The organism is Micromonospora sp. LZ37 (assembly GCF_059359015.1).
Map to the genome: position 1 here is coordinate 135,888 of NZ_JCADBL010000011.1, position 22,362 is coordinate 158,249.

Annotated in this window: 25 protein-coding genes and 1 tRNA gene; 11 read left to right on the forward strand and 15 right to left on the reverse strand. The window is 72.9% G+C overall.

Features of this window, described 5'->3' with window-relative positions; all coding sequences use genetic code 11:
* Nucleotide 1 precedes the first annotated feature (1 nt).
* Both AC5L3Z_RS22190 and AC5L3Z_RS22195 read right to left on the reverse strand, forming a co-directional pair.
* Nucleotides 2–412 (reverse strand): DUF1801 domain-containing protein, encoded by a 411-nt coding sequence (locus AC5L3Z_RS22190; protein ID WP_494844740.1) that lies wholly within the window; start codon nt 410–412, stop codon nt 2–4.
* A 269-nt stretch (nt 413–681) separates the two neighbouring features.
* Nucleotides 682–2,316, reverse strand: coding sequence for a fatty acid--CoA ligase (locus tag AC5L3Z_RS22195; RefSeq protein WP_494844872.1), 1,635 nt, complete (start codon nt 2,314–2,316; stop codon nt 682–684).
* Nucleotides 2,317–2,415: 99 nt separating this feature from the next.
* Between AC5L3Z_RS22195 and AC5L3Z_RS22200 the strand changes: the two genes are divergently transcribed.
* A complete protein-coding gene (locus tag AC5L3Z_RS22200; RefSeq protein WP_494844741.1) occupies nt 2,416–2,907 on the forward strand; it encodes an NUDIX domain-containing protein in 492 nt (163 codons plus the stop codon).
* On the opposite strand, the gene AC5L3Z_RS22205 is transcribed toward AC5L3Z_RS22200, so the two are convergent.
* Nucleotides 2,900–3,781 (reverse strand): EamA family transporter, encoded by an 882-nt coding sequence (locus AC5L3Z_RS22205; protein ID WP_494844742.1) that lies wholly within the window; start codon nt 3,779–3,781, stop codon nt 2,900–2,902. The two genes, AC5L3Z_RS22200 and AC5L3Z_RS22205, sit on opposite strands and share 8 nt — an antisense overlap.
* Nucleotides 3,782–3,846: 65 nt before the next feature.
* Between AC5L3Z_RS22205 and AC5L3Z_RS22210 the strand changes: the two genes are divergently transcribed.
* On the forward strand, nt 3,847–4,761 hold the full coding sequence (locus AC5L3Z_RS22210) for a LysR family transcriptional regulator (RefSeq protein ID WP_494844743.1): 915 nt from the start codon (nt 3,847–3,849) through the stop codon (nt 4,759–4,761).
* Nucleotides 4,762–4,770: 9 nt separating this feature from the next.
* Here the strand turns inward: AC5L3Z_RS22210 and AC5L3Z_RS22215 are convergent, their stop codons facing one another.
* A complete protein-coding gene (locus AC5L3Z_RS22215; RefSeq protein ID WP_494844744.1) occupies nt 4,771–6,447 on the reverse strand; it encodes an MDR family MFS transporter in 1,677 nt (558 codons plus the stop codon).
* A 160-nt stretch (nt 6,448–6,607) separates the two neighbouring features.
* On the opposite strand from AC5L3Z_RS22215, the gene rfaE2 reads away from it, so the two are divergent.
* Both rfaE2 and AC5L3Z_RS22225 read left to right on the forward strand, forming a co-directional pair.
* Nucleotides 6,608–8,506 (forward strand): D-glycero-beta-D-manno-heptose 1-phosphate adenylyltransferase, encoded by a 1,899-nt coding sequence (gene rfaE2 / locus AC5L3Z_RS22220; protein ID WP_494844745.1) that lies wholly within the window; start codon nt 6,608–6,610, stop codon nt 8,504–8,506.
* Nucleotides 8,503–9,381, forward strand: coding sequence for a glycosyltransferase family 2 protein (locus AC5L3Z_RS22225; RefSeq protein WP_494844746.1), 879 nt, complete (start codon nt 8,503–8,505; stop codon nt 9,379–9,381). The genes rfaE2 and AC5L3Z_RS22225 overlap by 4 nt, the downstream gene beginning before the upstream one ends.
* A 15-nt stretch (nt 9,382–9,396) precedes the next feature.
* Here AC5L3Z_RS22225 and AC5L3Z_RS22230 read toward each other — a convergent pair whose 3' ends face one another.
* Genes AC5L3Z_RS22230 through AC5L3Z_RS22240 form a run of 3 tightly spaced genes read right to left on the reverse strand, consistent with a single transcriptional unit; the run spans nt 9,397 to nt 11,556 of the window.
* Complete coding sequence (locus AC5L3Z_RS22230; protein WP_494844748.1) at nt 9,397–10,503, reverse strand: glycosyltransferase family 9 protein; 1,107 nt, start codon at nt 10,501–10,503, stop codon at nt 9,397–9,399.
* A 7-nt stretch (nt 10,504–10,510) separates the two neighbouring features.
* Nucleotides 10,511–11,053, reverse strand: a complete 543-nt coding sequence (locus AC5L3Z_RS22235) for an Hsp20/alpha crystallin family protein (protein WP_494844749.1) — start codon at nt 11,051–11,053, stop codon at nt 10,511–10,513.
* Complete coding sequence (locus tag AC5L3Z_RS22240; RefSeq protein WP_494844751.1) at nt 11,050–11,556, reverse strand: DUF2231 domain-containing protein; 507 nt, start codon at nt 11,554–11,556, stop codon at nt 11,050–11,052. Before AC5L3Z_RS22240 ends, AC5L3Z_RS22235 begins: the two co-directional genes overlap by 4 nt.
* Before the next feature lie 158 nt (nt 11,557–11,714).
* Here AC5L3Z_RS22240 and AC5L3Z_RS22245 point away from each other — a divergent pair, with 158 nt between their 5' ends.
* The 6 genes from AC5L3Z_RS22245 (at nt 11,715) to AC5L3Z_RS22270 (ending at nt 16,209) form a co-directional block, all read left to right on the forward strand.
* The gene (locus AC5L3Z_RS22245) at nt 11,715–12,335 is read left to right on the forward strand and encodes a pyridoxamine 5'-phosphate oxidase family protein (protein ID WP_494844752.1); all 621 of its coding nucleotides are present in this window, start codon (nt 11,715–11,717) and stop codon (nt 12,333–12,335) included.
* Nucleotides 12,336–12,586: 251 nt separating this feature from the next.
* Entirely contained in the window at nt 12,587–13,135 is a 549-nt protein-coding gene (locus AC5L3Z_RS22250; RefSeq protein ID WP_494844753.1) for a GNAT family N-acetyltransferase, read from the forward strand.
* A gap of 202 nt (nt 13,136–13,337) precedes the next feature.
* Nucleotides 13,338–13,766, forward strand: a complete 429-nt coding sequence (locus tag AC5L3Z_RS22255) for a hypothetical protein (RefSeq protein WP_494844755.1) — start codon at nt 13,338–13,340, stop codon at nt 13,764–13,766.
* Nucleotides 13,767–13,895: 129 nt separating this feature from the next.
* Nucleotides 13,896–14,270 (forward strand): PadR family transcriptional regulator, encoded by a 375-nt coding sequence (locus AC5L3Z_RS22260; RefSeq protein WP_494844756.1) that lies wholly within the window; start codon nt 13,896–13,898, stop codon nt 14,268–14,270.
* Nucleotides 14,267–15,628: a permease prefix domain 1-containing protein gene (locus tag AC5L3Z_RS22265; RefSeq protein WP_494844757.1), complete on the forward strand. Its 1,362-nt coding sequence runs from the start codon at nt 14,267–14,269 to the stop codon at nt 15,626–15,628. The genes AC5L3Z_RS22260 and AC5L3Z_RS22265 overlap by 4 nt, the downstream gene beginning before the upstream one ends.
* 206 nt (nt 15,629–15,834) lie before the next feature.
* Nucleotides 15,835–16,209: a hypothetical protein gene (locus AC5L3Z_RS22270; RefSeq protein WP_494844758.1), complete on the forward strand. Its 375-nt coding sequence runs from the start codon at nt 15,835–15,837 to the stop codon at nt 16,207–16,209.
* Nucleotides 16,210–16,277: 68 nt separating this feature from the next.
* On the opposite strand, the gene AC5L3Z_RS22275 is transcribed toward AC5L3Z_RS22270, so the two are convergent.
* The 4 genes from AC5L3Z_RS22275 to AC5L3Z_RS22290 form a co-directional block, all read right to left on the reverse strand.
* The gene (locus tag AC5L3Z_RS22275; RefSeq protein ID WP_494844759.1) at nt 16,278–16,769 is read right to left on the reverse strand and encodes a hypothetical protein; all 492 of its coding nucleotides are present in this window, start codon (nt 16,767–16,769) and stop codon (nt 16,278–16,280) included.
* Between the two features lie 220 nt (nt 16,770–16,989).
* Nucleotides 16,990–17,211 carry an SHOCT domain-containing protein gene (locus AC5L3Z_RS22280; protein ID WP_494844761.1) on the reverse strand — a complete coding sequence of 74 codons (222 nt, stop codon included), beginning with the start codon at nt 17,209–17,211 and terminating at the stop codon, nt 16,990–16,992.
* A gap of 99 nt (nt 17,212–17,310) precedes the next feature.
* Nucleotides 17,311–17,931 (reverse strand): hypothetical protein, encoded by a 621-nt coding sequence (locus tag AC5L3Z_RS22285; protein WP_494844762.1) that lies wholly within the window; start codon nt 17,929–17,931, stop codon nt 17,311–17,313.
* A 181-nt stretch (nt 17,932–18,112) separates the two neighbouring features.
* A tRNA-Thr gene (locus tag AC5L3Z_RS22290) sits at nt 18,113–18,186 on the reverse strand.
* Nucleotides 18,187–18,319: 133 nt separating this feature from the next.
* Between AC5L3Z_RS22290 and AC5L3Z_RS22295 the strand changes: the two genes are divergently transcribed.
* Entirely contained in the window at nt 18,320–20,035 is a 1,716-nt protein-coding gene (locus AC5L3Z_RS22295; RefSeq protein ID WP_494844763.1) for a metallophosphoesterase family protein, read from the forward strand.
* 28 nt (nt 20,036–20,063) lie between these two features.
* On the opposite strand, the gene AC5L3Z_RS22300 is transcribed toward AC5L3Z_RS22295, so the two are convergent.
* From AC5L3Z_RS22300 to AC5L3Z_RS22315, 4 genes are all read right to left on the reverse strand, one after another.
* Nucleotides 20,064–20,903 (reverse strand): PSP1 domain-containing protein, encoded by an 840-nt coding sequence (locus tag AC5L3Z_RS22300; RefSeq protein WP_334534540.1) that lies wholly within the window; start codon nt 20,901–20,903, stop codon nt 20,064–20,066.
* 65 nt (nt 20,904–20,968) lie between these two features.
* On the reverse strand, nt 20,969–21,625 hold the full coding sequence (locus tag AC5L3Z_RS22305) for a hypothetical protein (RefSeq protein ID WP_494844764.1): 657 nt from the start codon (nt 21,623–21,625) through the stop codon (nt 20,969–20,971).
* Nucleotides 21,625–21,930, reverse strand: coding sequence for a hypothetical protein (locus AC5L3Z_RS22310; RefSeq protein ID WP_494844765.1), 306 nt, complete (start codon nt 21,928–21,930; stop codon nt 21,625–21,627). The genes AC5L3Z_RS22305 and AC5L3Z_RS22310 overlap by 1 nt, the downstream gene beginning before the upstream one ends.
* A 1-nt stretch (nt 21,931) precedes the next feature.
* A complete protein-coding gene (locus AC5L3Z_RS22315; protein WP_334530847.1) occupies nt 21,932–22,261 on the reverse strand; it encodes a YbaB/EbfC family nucleoid-associated protein in 330 nt (109 codons plus the stop codon).
* Nucleotides 22,262–22,362: the final 101 nt, after the last annotated feature.

A 22,362-nucleotide genomic window follows, 5' to 3' on the forward strand; every position in this document is an offset into this window, starting at 1 on the left:
GTCACCGGGCGCGGGCCTGCGTGACGGAGGCCCGCACCAGCTCGGTCAGCACCTCGACGTCGACGTCGGCGAGGCGCTTGACGTAGAGGCAGCCCTTGCCGACGCTGTGCCGGCCCAGCCGGGCCAGCAGCCGCTCCTTGGCCGGGAACTCCTCGCCGAGGTAGAGCGTGGTGGCCGCCTTGCGGGGCGAGAACCCGACGAGGAACCAGTCCAGTTCGCGGCCACTGGCGTAGCGCAGGCGTCGCTGCCCGAACCCCACGATGGCGTCGCCCCACATGACCGGCGGCTCACCGGTGACCCGCTGCATGACCTCCCGTACGACGGCGGCGTCGCGCCGGCGGGCCTGGTCCGGCACGGCGGCCAGGAAGTCGTCGACGCTGGCCCCGGTGGGGGCGGTCTTGAGGGTGGCCATGACGCCTCCGGGGGCTCGACGGACCGGCCGGGGTACGGCCACGGGGCCGATCGTACGAGGGCGGACCGACAGGCGCGGGGAACCGGCTGAGCAGGGCGGATTTCCCCGTCATCGGGACAGAAGCGAACATGTTTCGCAAGAATGAATGCGCGGGTCGCCCCGCAAAGAAGCGGGCGGCCCCGGCGCGGTGCGAACGCCGGGGCCGCCCCTGGGGAGGGATGCTTAGGAGTACGTCCCTATCCCCAACGGCGACGGGTCCCCGAAAAACGTTACGGCCCGCTCAGCTCCCGCACCTCGAGACCGCCCTCGGCGTACCGCGACCGGACCACCTTCTTGTCGAACTTGCCGACGCTGGTCTTCGGCACCGCGTCGATGAAGGCCCACCGCTCCGGCAGTTGCCAGTGCGCCACCGACTTCGCCAGGAACGCCCGCAGCTCCTCCACGGTCACCGAGGCACCCTCGCGGATCACCACCGTGGCCAGCGGACGCTCGTCCCACCGCGGGTCGGGCACCCCCACCACGCACGCCTCCAGCACGTCCGGGTGGGCCATCAGGGCGTTCTCCAGCTCCACCGAGGAGATCCACTCCCCGCCGGACTTGATCACGTCCTTGGCCCGGTCGGTGAGGGTGATGTAGCCGTCCGGGGAGAGCGTGCCGACGTCCCCGGTGCGCAGCCAGCCGTCGCGGAACTTCTCCTCGTCCGGGGCCTCGTCCCCGACGTACCGGGCGGTCACCCACGGCCCGCGGACCTCCAGCTCGCCGACGGACGTCCCGTCGGCGGGCAGCGGCTCGCCCAGCGGGCCGACGATCCGCGCCTCGACGCCGGCCGGCACCCGACCCTGGGTGTAGCGGTAGCGCCACGCCTCGTCCCCGCTCGCCCCGGCCGGCGGCCGGGAGACCGAGCCGAGCGGGGACATCTCGGTCATCCCCCAGGCGTGGATCACCTCGATGTCGTGCCGCTCGGCGAACGCGTGCATCAGCGCCGGCGGGCAGGCCGAACCGCCGACGATCACCTCCTTCAGCGAGGAGGTGTCCGCCTCGCGACCGTCCAGGTAGGTCAGCAGGTCGTTCCAGATGGTCGGTACCGCGCCGGCCAGGGTGGGCCGCTCGGCGGCGATCATCTCGGCGATCGGCGCGGCCTGGAGGAACCGGTCCGGCATGATCAGCGACGCGCCGGAGAGGAACGCCGCGTACGGCAGCCCCCACGACATCGCGTGGAACATCGGCACGATGGCCAGCTCCCGGTCCACCGGCCCGAGGCCGAAGCCCTCCGGCATGCAGACCTGCATCGAGTGCAGGTAGATCGAGCGGTGCGAGTAGGCCACGCCCTTCGGGTTGCCGGTGGTCCCGGAGGTGTAGCAGAGCGCGGCGGCGTCCCGCTCGTCCACCTCGGGCCAGTCGTAGCTGTCGGGGCGGCCGGCCAGCAGCTCGTCCCAGTGGTGCACGGTGAGCCGGTCGCCGGTCGCCGCGACCAGCGGCGCCGGGTCACCCCCGCCGACCACCACCAGGTGCCGGACTGTGGTCATCTCGCCGATCACCCGGGCCAGCAGCGGGATCAGCGTCGAGTCGACCAGCACCACCCGGTCCTCGGCGTGGTTGGCGATGTAGGCGACCTGGTCGGGGAAGAGCCGGATGTTCAGCGTGTGCAGCACCGCGCCCATGCTCGGCACGGCGAAGTAGGCCACCAGGTGCTCGTTGTTGTTCCACATGAACGTGGCGACCCGCTCGTCGCCGGTCACCCCGCACTCGTCGCGCAGGGCGTGGGCGAGCCGCGCCGCGGCCCGGCCGACCTCCGCGTACGACATCCGGCGGGGCTCGGCTCCGGTCCAGGTGACGACCTCGGCCGTGCCGTGCACGGTGGAGCCGTGTTCGAGGATCCGGGATACCTGAAGGGGGGCGTCCATCATCGTGCTACGCATGGGTAACAAGCTAGTGTCGCCGGTCACAGCATGGGAACCCCGGAAACCGGGTCGGCCTCGGCGAGCCCCCGTAAATTCGTCCGGGTGAGCATCTCCTGGGCCGAATCGTACGTGGGGCAGCTGCGCGCCCTGGCCGGTGACCGGACGCTGATGTTCGTCGGCGCCCGTGCCGTGGTGCGCGACAACGCCGGACGGGTGCTGCTGATCCGGCGCTCGGACAACGGCCACTGGGCGCTGCCGGCGGGCGCCATGGAGCTGGGCGAGTCGATCGCCGACTGCGCGGTCCGCGAGGTCCGCGAGGAGACCGGCCTGCGGGCGCTGCGGGTGAGCGCGTTCGCCCTCTACACCGGCCCGGACCGCACCCACACCAACATGTACGGCCACACGTACCAGATCTTCACCGCCGCGTTCCGGGTGGAGGACTGGGACGGCGACCTGGCCCGGGTGACCGACGAGACCACCGACGCCGGCTTCTTCCCGCGCGACGCGTTCCCCTCGCCGCTGTCGGCCTCGGTGCCGGAGACCCTCGCCGACCTGGACGTCTTCGAGCAGACCAACCGCCTGATCCTCAAGTAGTCCCGGCCACCGCCGGCTCGGGTCGGGTCGGCGCGACCGCCTCGGCCCGCGCGCCGGTGCGTTCGGCCCCGATGCCGGCGGCCACCACGAAGGCGATCCCGACCACCGCCCCGACGCCCGGCACCTGGTGCAGCGCCACCAGGCCGATGGCCAGCGCTATCGCCGGTTCCAGGCTCATCAGCGTGCCGAACGCGGCGGTGGTCAGCCGGCGCAGCGCGAGCAGTTCCAGCACGAACGGCACCACCGGCAGGAGCACGGCCAGCCCCAGTCCGGCCAGCAGTACCGGCCAGGTGAGGTCGCCGAGGACGCCCGGCCCGACCACCATGGTGGCGACCAGGGCGGCCACCGGCATCGACACCGCCAGGCCCCGGATGCCGGCAACCTCGTCGCCGACCCGCTGGGTGAGCAGGATGTACGCCGCCCAGCAGGCGCCCGCGGCCAGGGCGAGAGCGACGCCCACCGGGTCCACGCCGCCGCGCCACGGCTCGGTGAGCAGCAGCACGCCCACGGCGGCGAGCGCCGGCCAGAGCTTGGTCCCGCCCCGCCCCCGGGCCACCGCCACCCCGAGCGGGCCGAGGAACTCCAGCGCGCTCGCCGTGCCCAGCGGCAGGCGGGCCACCGCCGCCATGAACAGGATGGTCACCCCGGCGGTCACCACGCCGAGCGCGACACAGGCCAGCAGGGCGCGCCGGGTGAAGCCCGACGGGCGGGGGCGGACCAGGACCACCAGCAGCAGGCCGGCCCAGGCCAGCCGCAGCCAGGCCGCGCCCTCGGGCCCCACGTCGTCGAAGAGGGAGACCGAGGCGGCCAGGCCGAGCTGCACGAACAACATCGCCGCGAGCGCCATCGCCGCGCCGGTACGGGTGGGAGCCATGCCCCCAGTAGAGCCGCCACCCACCGTTCATGTCCACGTGTCATTGCTGGACGAACCGTTCGGTGATGCTGAACAATCGTGGCGTGGACATGCGCCGGCTGCGACTGCTGCGCGAGCTGGCCCGGCTCGGGTCGATGCGCGAGGTCGCCGACGAGCTGGGCGTCACCACGTCCACGGTGTCGCAGCAGCTCGCCGCGCTCTCCCGCGAGGCCGGCGCGACGCTGATCGAGCCGCAGGGCCGCCGGGTCCGGCTCACTCCCGCCGGGCGGCGGCTGGCCGAACACGCGGTGACCATCCTCGCCGCCGTCGACGCGGCCCGGCTCGACCTCGACCCGCGCGCCGAGCCGGTCGGCACCGTCCGGGTCGCCGGCTTCGCCACCGCCGTCCGCCGGTCGCTGCTGCCGATCACCGCTCACCTCGCCGCCCGCCACCCGCAGGTCCGGCTGCGCATCCACGAGCACGAACCGGCCGAGGCGTTCGCGCTGCTGGCGACCGACGACGTCGACCTCGCCCTGACCTACGACTACAACCTCGCGCCGGCGCCCGTCGACCGGACGCTGGAGGCGACGCCGCTCTGGTCGGCGCCGTGGAGCCTCGGCGTACCGGCCGACGCCCTCGGGGAGGAACCCGTGCCGGCCGGCGCCGGAGCGGTCTTCGCCCGGTACCGGGCGCACGACTGGATCGTCAACTCCCGCAACAGCGCCGACGAGGTGGTCGTCCGGGCGATCGCGGCGATGACCGAGTTCGAACCCCGCATCGCGCACCGGGCGGACAGCCTGGACCTCGTCCAGGACCTGATCGTCGCCGGCCTCGGCGTCGGGCTGCTCCCCGCCGACCAACCGACCCTCCCCGGCGTACGGCTGCTCCCGCTCACCGGCCCGGAGGCCCGGCTGCGGTCGTACGCGGTCACCCGCCGGGGCCGTGCCGCCTGGCCTCCGCTGGCCCTGGTCCTCGACCTGCTCGCGGCCGTACCCGCATAGCCGCCGGCGTCAGAGCATGGTCTGCGACTTGGCCTCCATGTCGGCGGCGGCCTCCTCCCTAGACTCCTTCGTCAGCGGCTTGCCGCCCGGGGCGGGGGCCTTCCCGCCGAGCGGGTCGGCGCCGCCGGTGGCGCCCTGCGGACCGGCGCCGCGGAGCTGGTCGTCGGGGAGCGCCAGGGTGACCAGCACGGCCACGATGGCGATCAGCCCGGCGGTCAGGAAGACCAGCTGGAGCGATTCCACGAACGCGGCCTGGATCGCGGCGCGGACCGGGCCGGGCAGGGCCAGGATGGTGGCCGGGTCGTTGATCGAGATGTCCGCCCCGCCGCTCGCGGCGACCTCCGCGCGCTGCTGCGGCGGCAGCTGCGCGATGGCGCCGGGCAGCCGGTCGGCGAGCTGCCCGGCCAGGCGGGACGAGAGCACCGCCCCGAGGATGGCCACCCCGAACGAGCCGCCCAACGACCGGAAGAAGGTCGCCGACGAGGTCCCCGCGCCCAGGTCCCGGACGTCCACGGCGTTCTGCACGCCGAGGATGAGCGACTGCATGCACAGCCCCAGCCCGACGCCGATCACCACCATGAAGCCGAAGGCCACCCAGAGCGAGGTCTCCACCTCCAGGCGGGTGAAGAGCAGCGTCCCGACGAGCAGCACCACCGAGCCGGCGACCGGGAACCACTTGTACCGGCCGATCCGGCTCATCGCCCGGCCGGTGAGGACCGAGGTGACGATGATGCCGGCCATCATCGGCAGCATCAGCAGGCCGCTGCGGGTCGGCGAGGCGCCCTTGACGATCTGCAGGTAGAGCGGGATGAAGATGATCGACCCGAACATCACCAGACCGAGCACGAAGCCGGCCGAGTTGGCCAGCGCGAAGGTGGCGCTGCGGAACAACCGCAGCGGCAGGATGGGCTCGGCGACCCGGGCCTCCTGGAGCACGAACGCCACCCCGAGCACCGCGCCGGCCACGAAGAGCCCGACGATCACCGCGGAACCCCAGTCGTACTCGGTGCCGCCCCAGCTCAGCGCCAGCAGCAGGCAGCTCACCCCGGCAACCAGCAGCGCCGCCCCCAGCCAGTCGACCGCGTGTTCGCGCCGGGTGAACGGGATCAGCCGCAGGACGTGGTAGCAGACCACGATCGCCAGGATCGCCAGCGGCACGTTGATGTAGAAGATCCAGCGCCAGTTGGTCTCGGCGAAGTAGCCGCCGACCAGCGGGCCGGCCACCGACGACACCCCGAAGACGGCCCCGAATATCCCCTGGTAGCGGCCCCGCTCCCGGGGGGACACCACGTCCGAGATGATGGTGAACGCCAACGTCAGCAGACCGCCCGCCCCGACACCCTGGATGCCCCGGGTGACGATCAGCTGGGTCATGTCCTGCGACAGGCCCGCCAGCAGCGAGCCCAGCAGGAACGTGCCGATGGAGAAGAGGAAGACCGGCCGGCGCCCGTACAGGTCGGCCATCTTGCCGTACAGCGGGGTCGAGGCGGTGGAGGCGAGCAGGTACGCCGTCACCACCCACGAGTAGTGGTTGATCCCGCCCAGCTCGCCGACGATCGTGGGCAGCGCCGTACCGACGATGGTCTGATCCAGCGCGGCCAGCAGCATCCCGGTCATCAGGCCGAACATCAGCAGGCGGATCTGACGGCGGTTCAGCACCGGCCCGCTCGGGGCTTCCGTGGTCATCCCGCCTTCATTCCCGCACCGCGCCGAACATGCCTCGCCGGCGGCGGAAAGCCGTCGGCGCCGTGCGGGTGCGGCTCCCCGCCGAGCGTGGCCCGCCGCCCGGAACGCCGCCGGTCGGCACGCAGGTTTCGCCCGGGGCACTCGGGGGATCCCGGAAGGCATGGCAGCAGCAGCAGCGGAACAGCGCCGGCTGGCCACGGTCGTGGAGAGCTGGCTCGGGCGTCCCGTACTGGTCGTCGGCGACGCCATGCTCGACGAGTGGCGGTTCGCCGAGTCCGACCGGCTCTGCCGCGAGGCGCCCGCCCCCGTCCTCACCCTGCGCCGGCGCATCTCCGCGGCCGGCGGCGCGGCCAACACGGCGGTCAACATCGCCACCCTCGGCGGCCGGGCGGTGCTGGTCGCCCCGGTCGGCGCCGACGTGGCCGGCGACGAACTGCACGACTGCCTGGACCGGGCCGGCGTGTGGGACCGGACGGTCAGCCAGCCCCACCGGCACACCCCGGTGAAGCGGCGGATGCTGGCCGGCAACCAGATCCTGCTCCGGGAGGACTCCGGCGACCCCGACGACCCGCTCGACGACGAGGGCGTGGGCGGGCTGCTCACCGCGCTGGAGTGCGCGACCGAGGAGCTGCGGGCCGCCGCCGGCGGCGACCCGCCCACCCTGGTGGTCTGCGACTACGGCCTGGGCGCGCTGCCCGCGCCGGTCCGCGCGTGGCTGGCCGCCAACCGCGAGCGGTACGCCACCCTCGCGCTCGACGCCCACGACCTGGCCGACTGGCGGGGCCTCAACCCGACGGTGGTGACCCCCAGCTTCGCCGAGGCGACCCGGCTGCTGGCCCGCGCCGCCGCCGGCTTCGGGGCCGCGCCGCGCCCCGCCGGGCACAACGGCGCCGGCCTGCACCTGGACCACCCGCCGGTCGACCCGGCCGACGGCCCGTCCGAACTCGTCGTCGGCGCGGCCCCCGGCGGCGTCGGCGAACGACCCACCGGTCGCGGCGCGGCCGGCGGCCTCGACCGGGACGGCCGGCTGCCGGGCGCGGCGGCCTGCGGCCCGACCGGGGAGCCGACGCCCGGCGAGGACCGGGTGGCGATGACCGGCGACGGGTTGAGCGTCACCGGCACCGGCGTCACCGTGCAGGCCACCGCCGGAGCGGGCGTCGACCGGGCCGAGCTGGCCGAGTCGCGCCTGGCCGAGCTGCGGGAGCACACCGGCGCCGACGTGGTCGCGGTGACCCTCGACACCGAGGGGGCGGTCGTCGGCGGCGCCGACGGCGAGCCGCGGCGCAGCCACAGCACCCCGGTACCGGCCAGCCACGCGGTCGGCGCCGGGGACGCGTACCTGGCGGCGATGACCCTGGCGCTGGCGGCCGACGCGCCGCTGCCGACCGCGGCCCAGCTGGCCCAGCTCGCCGCCACCGTCACCGTCACCGACACCGGCACCTGCGTCTGCCACCGGGACGACCTGCTCGCCGCGCTGGGCTCCGACGGCACCGCCCACCCCACGCTGGTCGGCAAGGACGAGCTGGACGCGCTCGTGGCCGACCACCGGCACGCCGGCCGCTCGGTCGTCTTCACCAACGGCTGTTTCGACGTGCTGCACCCCGGCCACGTCCGCTACCTGGAACAGGCCCGGGCGCTCGGCGACCTCCTGGTCGTGGCGGTCAACTCCGACGGCAGCGTACGCCGGCTGAAGGGCCCGGACCGGCCGGTCAACCCGGTCGAGGACCGGGTCACCCTGCTCGCCGCGCTCTCCTGTGTGGACCACGTGGTGGTCTTCGAGGAGGACTCGCCGGCCACGCTGATCGAGAGCGTCCGGCCCGACGTGTACGTCAAGGGCGGCGACTACCCGCCGGAGATGGTCCCCGAGGCGCCGCTGGTACGCCGGCTCGGCGGTCAGGTCCGCACCCTGGGGTACGTGCCGGACCGGTCCACCTCGGCCATCATCGAGCGGATCCGGGCCCATTCCCCACAGCCCGACGGCCCTACCCGGGCCGCGCGGCCCGACGGCCACCCGGCCGCCTCGCCGCCGGGTGACCGGGTCACCGGCGGACGGCCGTGAACCGTCCCCTCGACCTCGGCTCACCCACGGAGTTCCGCCGGGCCCGGCAGCTGGACGTGCTGATCCCGACCCGGAACCGCCCCGCCGAACTGGCCGTCACCCTCTCCGGGCTGGCCGCCCAGGAGGACGTGCCCGGGTTCGGGGTGGTGGTCAGCGACCAGTCCGACGGCGACCCGGCGTACGCGCACCCGGCGGCGGCCACCATGGTGCGGGTGCTGCGCCACCGGGGGCATCCGGTGCTGCTGACCCGCCGGTTGCCGCGGCGGGGGCTCGCCGAGCACCGGGCGTACCTGCTCGGGAGGTCCGTGGCCCGGTACGTGCTCTGCCTCGATGACGACGTCTGGCTGGAGCCGGGCACCCTGCGCCGGCTGGTCACCGCGATCGGCGAGCTGGGCTGCGGCTTCGTCGGCAACGCGGTGCACGGCTTGTCGTACGCCGATGACGTGCGCCCGGAGACGCACGGGCACTACGAGGAGTGGACCGCGCCGCCCACCCCCGAGCGGATCCGCCCGGGCACCCCCCAGTGGCAGCGGGCCGCCATCCACTCGGCGGCGAACCTGCTGCACGTCACCCAGCAGGTCGACCTGCCGCCGGGGGCGTGGCGGGCGTACAAGATCTCCTGGGTCGGCGGGTGCGTGCTCTACGACCGGGCGGCGCTGGTCGACTCGGGCGGGTTCGAGTTCTGGCGCCGGGTGCAGGAGAAGCACCAGGGCGAGGACGTCGCCGCGCAGCTCGCGGTGATGGCCCGCCACGGCGGCGCCGGCGTGCTGCCCAGCGGGGCCTACCACCTGGAGTCGCCGACCACCGTCACCGAGCGGGACGTGGAGGCGTGGGAGGTCGTGCTCGCCGAGTCCGACACCCCGCAGCCGGCGTGAGGCGCGGCGCGTCCCCTACCTGCCGAGCAGTTCGGTGGCGGCCTCCAGCACCTCCACCGTGGGGACGTCCGCGACGAACGAGTCGCGGTGCGGGCAGTCGCCGTCGCCCGGCCGGTGGGGGTAGATCCCGGGCGTGCAGTCCACCCCGCAGACCGGGCAGCGCGTCGTCCAGGAGGCGATCGGGCGGTGCCGGGCGCGCAGCGGCGTCGCCCCGTTGATCAGGTTGCCCAGCCAGTAGACGCCCACCGTCGCGGTGCCGACCGCGCCGGCCAGGTGCAGCGGGCCGGTGTCGTTGGAGACGACCAGCTCGCAGCCGGCGTAGGCGGCGGCCAGGCCGCCCAGGCTGAGCGTGCCGACCTGCGGGCGTGCCGGCACGCCGGCCGCCGCGACCACCGCGTCGACCAGCTCCCGCTCGGCGGGGGTGCCGGTGACCAGCACCTCGTACCCGTCGCCGTGCAGCTCGCGGGCCACCTCGGCGAAGCGTTCCGCCGGCCAGCGTCGGCGGGTGTCGGTGGCCCCCGGGTGCAGCGCGACCCGGGGCCGGTCCGGCTCGCCGAGCACCTCGCGGGCCTCCGCCCGGTCGGCGTCGGTGACCGCCAGCGCCGGGACGATCGTGACGGCGGACGCGCCGACCAGGGCCACCGCCTCCAGGTAGCGGATCACCTCGTGCTGGTAGTAGACGTACCGGATCCACCGGTCCAGCGGGGGCGCGTCCTCGGCCCGCAGCCCGGCGGTGACCCGGGCGCCCAGCCGGCTGACGACCGGGTTGGAGTTCGCCCCGCCGCCGTGCAGCTGCAGCGCCAGGTCGAAGCGTTCCTTGCCGGCCCGCTCCAGGAAGTCGTCGATGTGGGACGGGGCCTCGTCCGGGCCGGGCTCGCGGATGCCGGGCGCCGGCGGTACCACCAGGACCCGGTCCACCGGGCCGGGCCGGTCGCGCCAGAGCTTCGCGTGCCAGGGCGCGCCGAGCAGCACGATCTCCGCCCCCGGGTACGCGGCGCGCAGCGACTCCAGCGCCGGCAGCAGGAAGATGAAGTCGCCGAGCGCGTTGGCGCGCAGCACGGCGATCCGCTCGACGTCGGGTACCCGCTCACCCACCGGGCCGAGCAGGGACGGGGTGGCCACCCGACCCCTACAGCCGGTCGACTTCGCCGGCGGTGGTGTCCGGGTGGTGCAGCTCCCGGTCCGCCGCCGGGTCGGCCGGCAGGGCCGCAGCCGCCGTGTCGCGTGGTCCGGCGCGGCCGACGGTGATGGTGCGCGGCGCGGGCCGCTTCGCCCGGGGCAGGTGGACCCGGAGCAGGCCGTGGTCCATCACCGCGTCGATGCCGTCCGGGTCCACCCGGGACGGCAGGTCCACCCGGTACTCGAAGCCCCGGGTCTCGAAGCCACCGGGGATGCCGTGGTCGGCGTTGACCTCGGCCTCGGAGCGGGCGCGGACGCAGAGCTCCCGGTCGTCCAGCTCGACGGCGACCTCCTCCGGCGCCACGCCGGGCAGCCGGACGATCACCTGCCAGCCGTCGGCGGTCTCGGTCAGCTCGACGTCGGGCGAGCCGCCGCGGGCGCTGCCCACCAGGCGGCTCAGCTCGGAGCGCAGCGACTGGAGTTCGCCCATCGGGTCCCAGCCCTGCTGCCGTCCGCGCCATCCCCGCCCGAAACCGCCGGACTGTTCGGTCATCGCATCTCTCCGATCCGTTCGGGGGCCGCCGGGGGCCGCAGTGAGCTGGGGGCGTCCAGGCCGGCGTCCCGGTCCACCCCGACGCCGAGCCGGTCGACCAGTTCCCCGCCGAGCCAGGCGCTGATGCCGAGGATGCCGAGGCCGACCACCTCGATGGCGATCAGCGCGCCGCCGGCCGCCCGGGACTCGGCGTTGAGCCGAACCGCCCAGACGGCGGCGAAGAGCAGGATGACCGCCAGGTTCGCGGCGGCGTGGGTGAGCGCCACCCGCTTCGCGCGGGTGCCGGTCGGGATGGCGAGCAGGTCGAACGTCCCGGCCGCCGCCGCCAGCAGGCCACCGACGAGACCGACGGTGATGTTCCAGTACGCCACCTCGGCGAGGAAGTCGGGCCCGCCGACCGTGTCCACGATGTCGAAGAGCGCGCCGGTCACCAGCAGCGCCACCGGGAACATCACCAGCATCGGGTGTACGGGGTGGCCCAGGACCTTCAGTCGGCTCTCCATGTCGGGCCTCCACTGCTCGCATCCGGGCGCGCCGTGGATGAGGCGGTACCCCCCGCGCCGGTGGGCAAACCTCATGCTCGCCGCGTCCGCCTAGGCTGACGGCTGGCGGCGCCCGCCCGGGCCGCCGCCACCCGGGTCAACGGACGGGGGAGTCGGACGTGACGGTGGAGATCACCTCCCACGAGGAACTGCGCGAACTGCTGGGGGCGCCGACGCCCCGGGCGATCACCAAGGAACGCACCGTCCTGCACGAGCGGGACCGGCAGTGGCTGGCCGCGTCGCCGTTCTGCCTGATCGCCACCGCCGGGTCGGACGGCACCTGCGACGTCTCCCCCAAGGGCGACCCGCCCGGCTTCGCCGTGGTGCTGGACGAGGCGACCATCGCCATCCCGGAGCGGCCCGGCAACCGGCGGGCCGACGGCTACCGCAACATCCTGGACAACCCGCACGTCGGGCTGCTCTTCATGATCCCGGGCCGGACCGACACGCTGCGGATCAACGGGCGGGCCCGGCTGGTCCGCGAGGCGGCGTACTTCGACGACATGGTGGTCAAGGGGCACCGGCCGATCCTCGCCGTGGAGGTCGCCGTCGAGCAGATCTTCTACCACTGCGCCAAGGCGTTCCTCCGATCGGAGCTCTGGCGGCCGGAGACCTGGCAGCCGGAGGCGATGCCGCCCCGCCCCCGCCTGATCAAGGAGGTCGAGGCGCCGGCGGAGAGCCTCGCCGACCTGGAACGGCGCTACGGCCCGGCCTACCTCGACACGTTGTACCGGGGGTAGGGGCGGAGCATCCGCCGCCGCGTCGTCGCCTGCCGTACGTGTTGCGGCTCCTTTAGAGCTGATGTCGTAGACGGATCACCTGATCCCGGCGACGACGGCGCCCTCGTGGTCGCGGAGCTGCGCCTGACGATCTCGACGAGGAGTTCCGGTGCGTTCGCCAGCCGACAGGTCCCGCACCAGGCCGCGCGACGGCCGCTCGGGCGGCCCCGCCCGGGACCGCCCGTCGGTCGGGACAGCCGATACTGGGCGGCATGTCCGAGCCGCAACTGCCGATCCGTACCGAACGACTGCTCCTGCGCCGGTACCGGGCCGATGACGTGGATGCCCTGCTCCGGTACTACAGCGATCCGCTCGTCGCCCGCTACATCCCGTGGGAGCCGTGGACGCGCGAGTTCGCGACGACGGTGGTCACCCGGCGGCTGGGCAACTCGGCCATCACCGGGCCGGAGTCCCGGTTGGCGCTGGTGGCGGAGCACGAGGGCGAGGTCGTCGGCGACGTGATCCTGTGGCCGGCCGACGACACGCTGTCGCGCGGCGAGATGGGCTGGGCCTTCCACCCGTCGGTGTCGGGTCGCGGGTTCGCCACCGAGGCGGTGCGCGCTCTCATCGACGTGGCGTTCACGCACTGCGGCATGCACCGCGTCCTCGCCCACGTCGATGCCCGCAACGAGGCGTCGGCGCGGCTCTGCGAACGGGTGGGCATGGTGCGGGAGGCGCACCTGCGCCGGGACCACTGGACCAAGGGCGAGTGGACGGACACGCTGATCTACGGACTGCTCGCCGAGCAGTGGCCCGGTTGACCGGGGCTGCGTCAGGCCCGTCAGCCACATCGCCGGCAACCGGCCACCGGACCGGGTCAGACAGCCACCCCTGGCGGCGGTCTTTCCGGTACGGGCGGCTGTAGAGCCCGACGACGGTCGGCTGACACGATCACGGCATGGACGTGGCAGACCCGAGACCTGATCCGAGGCGACCCTGCGGTGACGCCGTCGGCAGGCACCGATGACCCTTGCGAACGGGCAGGACCTGACGGCGGAGAGGGTGCACGTGTGGCCGCGCGCCCTGGCCGGTGCGGGCCTGCTGCCGTCGATCATGGCTGCTGCTCATCTGACCATGACCCGGTTCGACGGTCCGGTCTGGTGGGTGGTGGTCTGGCTTCCGGTACTGCTTGCGGCATTCCCGCTGGGCGTTGTGCACCCTGAGCCGTTCTGGGTCGCCTGCCTGGCGAGTGCGGTGCTGTTGATCGTCCTGGCGGTCCCCGGTTTCTGGTTCGGGTACTACCTGCACCTTCCGGCCGCGCTCGTGCTCTTCACCGCGGCGGCCGCGGATCCACGACGCGCGCCCTGGCGGGCGCGGGTGGCGGTGGCGTTCGGCGGGCTGCTGGCGGCGGCGACAACCGCGCTGTACGCCTGGGCGTGGGCCCACTCCTGACGCGTACTGCCACGTCGCGGAACGAGGTGTCCTCAGCGTTGCGCACCTGTGCTGATGGTGACCATGATTGCGCCGTCGCGATACCTAGAACTACTATGCATTGCAGTCCTAGGGTCAGGGGGGGGGCAAGTGCACATCACCAAGGACCTTGTCGCGGCGTCGGCGACGCCGCTCGTGCTGGGGATCCTCGCCGAGGGCGAGAGCTACGGCTACGCGATCCTCAAGCAGGTCAACGAACTGTCGGGCGGGCAGCTGGAGTGGACCGACGGCCTGCTCTATCCGCTGCTGCACCGCTTGGAGCGGTTCGGCCACGTCGAGTCGGCCTGGGAGACCCCGCCGGGGGGACGCCGCCGCAAGTACTACCGCATCACCGACCAGGGCCGGGCGGAGCTCGCCGAGCAGCGCCGCCAGTGGGCAGCCGTCGTGGACGCCCTGCGGAACGTCTGGAACACGACCCAGTCGATCAAGCCGATCATGGCACCGGCGTGGGAGGCGGCACGATGATCGCCGACAGCGACCTGGAGGGCCAGATCGCCGAGTGGCGGGCCTACACCCAGCGCCGCCGGGAGCTGCACCACACCGATGCCGAGGAGTTGGAAGACCACCTCCGCAGCCGGATCGCCGAGCTGACCGAGGCCGGCCTCCAGGCCGACGAGGCGTTCCTCATCGCCGTGAAGCGCATGGGCAGCCTCGACGAGCTGTCGCGGGAGTTCGCACGGGAGCACTCCGAGCGGCTGTGGAAGCAGCTCGTGCTGCCCGGGGAGCCGGACTCGGCCGTCGCCGCCCGGTCCCGCCGCGAGCTGCCCGTCATGGTGCTCTGTGCGGCCGTCGCGGCGCTCGCGATCAAGGTGCCGAGCTGGTTCGGGCTCGACTTCTCCGAGGACGATGGCTTCTACGCGCGAAACTTCAGCCTCTTCACCCTGCCGGCGCTGGCCGCGTACTTCGCGTGGCAACGCCGGGTCGGTCTCCGCACCATCGGCGTGCTCGCCGCGCTGTTCGTACTCGGCGCGGTCGCCGCGAACGCCTATCCGCTGGCCGGTGACTCGCAGAGCCTCGTGCTCACGACGATCCACCTGCCGCTCGCGCTCTGGCTGGTGCTCGGGGTCGCCTACGCGGGCGGTGCCTGGCGTTCGGGCCGACGGCGGATGGACTTCATCCGGTTCACCGGGGAGTGGCTGATCTACTTCGCCCTCATCGGACTGGGCGGGGGCGTGCTCACGGCCTTCACGGTCGGCACCTTCGGTGCCATCGGCCTCGACGCCGAGGGATTCGTCGAATCGTGGCTGGTGCCGTGCGGCGCCGTGGCCGCGGTCATCGTGGCGGCCTGGCTGGTGGAGGCGAAGCAGAGCGTCATCGAGAACATGGCGCCGGTGCTGACCCGCGTCTTCACGCCACTGTTCGCGGCCGCCCTGCTGGCCTTCCTGGTCGCCTTCATCTGGACCAACAACGGCATCGACGTCGAGCGCGACGCGCTCATCCTCTTCAACCTGCTGCTCGTCATCGTGCTGGGCCTGCTGTTGTACGCCATCTCCGCCCGTGACCTCACGGCCCGACCCGGTCTCTTCGACCGCCTGCAACTCGCGCTCGTCGTCAGCGCCCTGATCATCGACGTCCTGGTGCTGCTGGCGATCACCGGCCGGATCACCGAATTCGGCTTCAGCCCCAACAAGACCGCCGCCCTGGGCGAGAACCTCATCCTGCTCACCAACCTGGCGTGGTCGGCGTGGCTGTTCGTCGGCTTCGTACGGGGCCGGACGCCCTTCGCCCGCCTGGAACGCTGGCAGACCCGTTACCTGGTCGTGTACGGCGTCTGGGCCTGGACAGTCGTCCTCGCCTTCCCGCTCGTGTTCGACTTCGCCTGACCCGGATCCGGCCCGTTCACCCTGCCCGTCACCGGACAGGGTGAACGGGCCGATCGGCAGGTGGCTCCCATGATCTCGCTGGATCCAGGAAGTAGTGACTTCCCCGCCGGTTCGAGCCCACTACTTCCCGGATTGAGCGCGATCTTGTCAGGCCTCAATGTTGTCGAGCCGGGCGCTCGCCTTTTGCATGGCTGTACCGTCGATACGTGCAGCGCGAGGAGTTGATGTCCCTACTCGACAGCGCCGCTCCGGCCCACGTGGCGTGCCGGGAGGCCCTTGAGCAGGGTGCGTCCGTCCGCATCTGGGACGGACTGGTCCCCGCCAGCAACCTTGCGCCCACGTACCGGGTGCGGGAGGCAATCACCAGGGACCGGGGCATCCCGACGCTCGGCATGGCCGCGGCGGTCGAGGCCCTCGACGCGCTCGGTGACCAGCTGGTACGGCTCGGGGGCGTCACGCAGCTCGAGCCTCCGTACTACTTCCAGCTCTTTTTGTCAGCCGATGCGACCTCGGTCCTCGCGTGCATTGGTGTGGATCAACAACATCAGGCGCGAAGGCGCGAACCCCTCGGCCCCCGGTGACACCACCTCGCTCGCCCCGGCGGATTCCGTCGACCCACGATCGGAGCCGCCGGACAGTTGTCGTTCATTCAACGGGGGTAGTCAGGTTCGGTGCTGTCGGACCTGATACGGCTGGCAGCTCTGGGCCAGGAGACGGTGGTGCGGCCAGATGCATCGGTAGCGCCGCACCCGTTCCGATCGCGGAGGCTGCGCCACTGCTCGTGTGCGGCGAAGATCCGGTTCAGACCGTTGTACTCGTTGCGTAGCTCCAGGAACTCATCGAGCAGGTCGAACAGGGTCTCGACGGCGCGGGCGTCGAGGTCTGGATCCATCTCACCGAAGTTCTTGGGGCCGATGGGTTCCGTCAGGTGAGCGACGAGACTCCACCAGACGTGGCTGTCGCCGTACGCGGCTCGGGTGGCCAGCCACGGCTGGAACCCGGTCAGCAAGGCCCGGACGTTCGCCTCGTTGCAGCCATCCACAAAGGCCACGACGGAGGCGAAGTCGGACCGGATGAGCCACACTTCGGGACGATTGCGGATGTCGGCGAACAAGGTCCGGTAGTTGCTCATCGAGATCACGGCGGAATTGTGCCTGGTCCTGGTTGTTCACGCGCCCCTGCGGGTGGAGCTGGGCAGGCCTCTCGCGGAGGTCGGCGGGAAGCTCGGGGGCGGTGGGTCCTGGTCCCTGCGCAAGGACTTGTCGGACCGGCTGAGGGAGTAGCCGGCCCTACCGGTTCCGCTCGGTTCGTGTGCGGTCGCGGCCCGGGAACATCATCCTGGGGACCAGATCACCGCGGGGCTATTTGTCGAGGATGCGGGCCTTCTGGGCTTCGTACTCAGCTTCGGTCAGCGCGCCGGCCTCCTTGAGCTGGTGCAGCTTCTCCAGCAGGATCACCCGGTCATCGTGCGAGCGCTGCCCGCCGACCTCCTCGCCGATCTTTTTCGCCAACCAACTGTCGTGAAGCCGACCCCAGATGAACGAGACGATGGCGAGAACGATGATGACGAGGATGACCTCCATGCCAGGTAAGCGTAGAAAGGCTGGGCAACACTCGGCAGCCCGGCAGTTGACCGCCGTTGACCCTCGGCCTCGGTACGGTGAGGCACGCGACCGGCACGGTTAGAGGAAGTCTCTCCAGAAGGCGACCGCGGCTCGCGGCTCCCGACCTCGGTCCGGTGCCGGTCCGCCGAACTCCGAATGGATGTAGTGCTCCAGGTCGTCGCCGTAGTAGATGATGTCGGTCTGATGCATCGACAGGACCGGGTGCCCGTACGAGCCGCGGCCGGAGGGCAGGAAACGGTGGCCGTACACGGGCACCATCTGCGGCACGTTCCGGAGGTGCGACTCGGCGGCCGCTGCGGCCTCACGGCGGTTGCTGGGCCGCTCTCCCCAACTCTCATGCCAGTAGCCGTTGTGCTCGACATCGAACAACACGCCATGGGCGGGCCACGCAAGGCGATCGCGGAGGGCCGCCTGGTCTCCTCTTCGCCAATCTGGCCAGGAAGGCCCGGCGGGTAGCCCGGCGGCCAGGAAGGCGCGGTGGTCGTCGGCGAACTGAAAGCCGAAGGTGTGCTCCACGCGAGCAAGCTCCGCTTCCGTCAGCCCGCGCTGGATCTTGACGTGTCCGAGTTCCCTCAGCCGACGGGCGGCTGCGATACCGAGGGCAGCGCCTTCCGGGTTACGGCCCGGAGCAGGGTCATCTCGGTCGCCCCTGCGAAAGCGGTCCAGGAATGCGCCCACGGCTCCCCTCCTACCTCTTCACCCGGAACAAGGCTAAGACGCTTCACCAGCCGAACGGCCTTGGCCCTCGGGCAGGCTGGTAGCGGGATGCGGACTGATTGCGGACCGGCACCACCGACGGCGGCGTGATCGACCTTGGAAAACGGCGAAGCCCAGGCCGATGACCTGGGCTTCTGTACCGAGCCGCCTGACGGAATCGAACCGTCGACCTACGCATTACGAGTGCGTCGCTCTAGCCGACTGAGCTAAGGCGGCAACGATCGTCAAGTGTACGCCACGTCCCGCCGGCCACCCCAGGGGGTTCCCCGCCGACTGGATCCGGACATCGGGCGCGATCGGTACGTTCGCGGGAGAGCGGTCGCTGCGGGTCGGTACTACGCTGCGGCGGGTGAGCGACGATCACGCCGAGTACGCGCCGGGCGAGCGGGCCGCTCGCCGGCCGCGGAGCACCGACCCGATCGAGCTGGGTTTCACGCCGCGCAAGCCGGTGCCCTGGCTGGCACCGTTCCTGCTGGTCAGCACCGGCATCCGTACGCTGCTGGCGATGCTGTTCGGGGCGTACCTGGACAAGCGGGAGCTGCAGAACGCCCTGGACGCCAAGATCGCCAAGCAGGTCGGGCCGGACGGCGGGCTCTGGTTGGACTACGTGGCCGACCTGGGCGACGGCTTCAACGCCACCTACTCGGTGGCGTACCTGCTCGCCCAGCCGGAGCTGGAGGTGGACGGGCACCGGCTGCCACGGGCGCGGACCCTGGTGATGGGGGGCGACCAGGTCTACCCGTCGGCGGCCTACGAGGCGTACGAGGACCGGTGCAAGGGGCCGTACCAGGCCGCGCTGCCGGTCGCGCCGCCGGAGCGGCCGACGCTCTTCGCCGTCCCCGGCAACCACGACTGGTACGACGGCCTGACCGCCTTCCTGCGGCTCTTCGTCCGGTCCCGGGACCGGAACTTCGGCGGCTGGGCCACCGGCCAGTCCCGCTCGTACTTCGCCGTGGAGTTGCCGGCCGACTGGTGGCTGCTCGGCATCGACGACCAGTCGGGGTCGTACCTCGACGACCCGCAGCTCGCCTACTTCGACGAGGTGGCCCGCCGGCTGGGGCCGCAGTCCCGGGTGATCCTGGCGGTGCCGGCGCCGACGTGGGTGAAGTCCGTCGACCATCCCACCGCGTTCGACTCGATCGACTACTTCATCCGTACGATCATCAAGCCCACGGGCGCGCACGTGCGGCTCCTGGTCTCCGGCGACCTGCACCACTACGCCCGGTACGCCGGGCCGGAGCGTCAGCTGATCACCTCGGGGGGCGGCGGGGCGTACCTCTATCCGACGCACAAGCTCCCGGAGCGGATCGAGGTGCCGCCGAAGGACACGCTGGCCCGCCGGGCCAGCGCCACCCGCCCGTACGACCTGGTCGGCCGCTACCCGGACGCGGCCCGCTCCCGCCGGTACGGCTGGGGCATCTTCCCCCGGCTGCCGTTGCGCAACCCGGGCTTCACCACCCTGCTCGGCACGCTGCACACACTGCTGATGCTGGCCATGGCGGGTGTCGCGGCGAACCGGCCGGGCACCACCGAGCAGCGGCTGTTCAGCGTGCCGCTGGCGGTCATGCTGGCGGTGACGCTGCTCGCGGCGGCCTTCTTCGCCAAGCCGCCGAGCGCGGGTGGCAAGCGGCACGCCCGGCACTGGATCCTCGGGGTCGGCCACGGGGTCGGGCACGTCGGGCTGGCCGCCGCCGGCACCTGGGCCTGGTTGGCGCTGCCCTTCTACGACTGGCCGTGGCCGCTGCCGGCGGTCGCCGCCGCGGTCGTCTACGGCCCGGTGACGGGCCTGCTGTCCAGCCAGTTGGTGGCGGCGTACCTGCTGGTCGCCGGGGCGTTCGGGGTGAACCTCAACGAACTCTTCGCCGGGCAGGGCATCGAGGACGCGAAGTCGTTCCTCCGGATGCGCATCGACCCCGACGGCACCTTGACGATCTACCCGATCGCGGTGGACCGTGTCCCCCGCGCCTGGCAGCTCAACCCCGACCGGTCCCCCACCGCCTCCTGGCTGACCCCGAGGAGCCCGCTGACCCCCCGCCTGGCCGAACCCCCGATCACCCTCAGGTGACGCGCCGAGCGCACGGGAGGGAGCCGGGTCAGGGGGTGTAGTGCTGGTCGTGGGCCTGACGGGGGGCGCAGACGGAGGCGCGGCTGCACGAGCAGCGGGAGCCGTCGGCGTCCAGGCGTACGGTGACGGCGTCCCGGGGGACGCTGTGCCCGACCACCTTGCCGTCGCCCTCGGGGGTGGTCACCCGGCTGCCGATCGCCGGGGCGGACTCCTGAAAGCGCTGGTAGAGCGGATGCTCGTACTTCAGGCAACACATCAACCGGCCGCAGGCGCCGGAGATGCGGAGCGGGTTCAGCGGCAGGTCCTGGTCCTTCGCCATCCGGATGGTCACCGGCTCGAAGTCGTTGAGGAAGGTCGCGCAGCACAGGTCGCGGCCGCAGGAGCCGATGCCGCCCTGCACCTTGGCCGAGTCGCGGGCGGAGAGCTGGCGCAGCTCCACCCGGCAGTGCAGGGTCGCCCCCAGGTCGCGAACCAGGGAGCGGAAGTCCACCCGGTGCGGGGCGGTGAAGTAGACCGTGGTCCGGTCACCGCCGCCGTCGGCGGTTGCGAAAACGTGGTCGACGGCGACCACCTTCATCGGCAGGCCGTGCTCCCGGATGAGCCGCTTGGCGGCCACCTTCGCCTCGGCCTTGCGCCGACGCAGCAGCTCGTCGCGGCGCAGGTCCTCCTCCTGCGCCAGCCCGGCCAGCTTCGGGAAGCCGTCGGTCTCCTCGGTGACCCACTGCGCGGCCCAGACGCACTCGGCCACCTCGGGCCCGTCGTCGGTGGGCACCAGCACCCGGTCGCCGACCTGCGGGCGCAGCTCCCCCGGGTCCAGGTAGTAGAGCCGCCCGTACCGGTTGAAGCTGACCGCGCAGAGCATGCCCATGCCTTCACCCTACGACGAACCACCGGTGTCGGCCCGCCCAGCCGTCGCGGGACGGTCACCCGCAGTCAGCGGACCACCCGGGTGGCGCCGTCCTGGCGGAACACGCCGCCGCCCACCTGCCCCCGCCACGTCGACTCGGCCAGGCTCGGCGACCACTGGCGCAGCAGCGTCTCGGCGCCGTCGTAGGCGACGCCGAGCACCGAGAGCACCCGGGTGGCGATCTCGGCCGCCGCGAGGGCGTCGGCCGTGGAGCTGGTCGCCGCGAGCACCCGCACCGCCTCGGCCGAGCCGAGCACCTCGGCCAGCACCCGGGCCACCGCCAGCCGGCTGCCCTCCACCCAGTGGGCGAGCGCGTCGGCGTACCCGGCGGTCGCCTCCAGACGCCCGACCAGGCTCTCCGGCCCCTCGTCCAGGTGGCGCAGCAGGGCCACCCGGGTCTCGTCGTACGCCGACGCGGCCGGCCCGGTCCAGCCTCCCGGCTCGGTCAGGGCGGCGCAGGCGTCGTCGTACCCCCCGACGAGCCGGCGCACGGCGTGCCCGGCGGTGGCCAGCGGCGCGGGACTGAGGTCGAGGAAACCGCGCAGCGCCTCGCCCGGCAGCACCTGCATGCGGCGCAGCAGCGGCCAGACGGGATGGCCGTCGGGGGCGCCGGCGGCGAGCCGGATGTCGACCCGGCCGAGCAGGTCGAGGCCGGGTTCGGCGAGCCGGTCCAGGGCGTCCATCACGCCTCCCCGGCCAGCCGCCGGCGGGCGGCGTCGTCGGCGCCGGCGTAGTGGTCGGCGGCGCTGCGCACGGCGGCGGCCGTGGCGGCGAGCCGGGCGGCCGCCGCGGCGGCCTCGCGGGCCCGGTCCCCGGTGGCGGTGGTCCACTGCCGGTGCAGGGCGCGGCCGATCTCGCCGGGCCGGCCGGCGGCGTGCGCCCCGAACACCGGGTGGGCCGGGTCGCCGGCGGTCACCCGGCGGGCGAGCACGGCCAGGGTGTCGCTCGCCTCGTCCAGTCGGGCGGCGAGGGTGTGCAGCGCGTCCATCTCAGGCCCCCGCCAACGGCCGGTACGCCGCGAAGGTCTCGTTGTGCAGCTTCTCCCGGGCCCACTGCGCGGCGTCCGCCGCGGCGGTGACGGCGGCCTGCACCGAACCGGCGACCTCCCGGGCGGGCCGGGTGTGCAGCGGCCCGAGGAACCGGACGTCGGTGATCCGCCCGCCGGCGGTCACGACGACCTCGACCAGCCCGTCCGGTGAGCGGACGGTGACCTCCACGGTGGCCACCGCCTGGTCGAACTCGGCCTGGAGAGACTCGATGCGGCGGTAGCGCCGCACCGCCTCCTCGATCCACGCCTCGTCGATCTCCCCGCGCGGCATCGGTTCTCCCCCCGGCCAGCTTCACCCAGCGTGTCGCCACGGTCACCGCGGCACACCGGACCGTACCGCACGCCAACAACACGTGTCGATGCCGACGACGG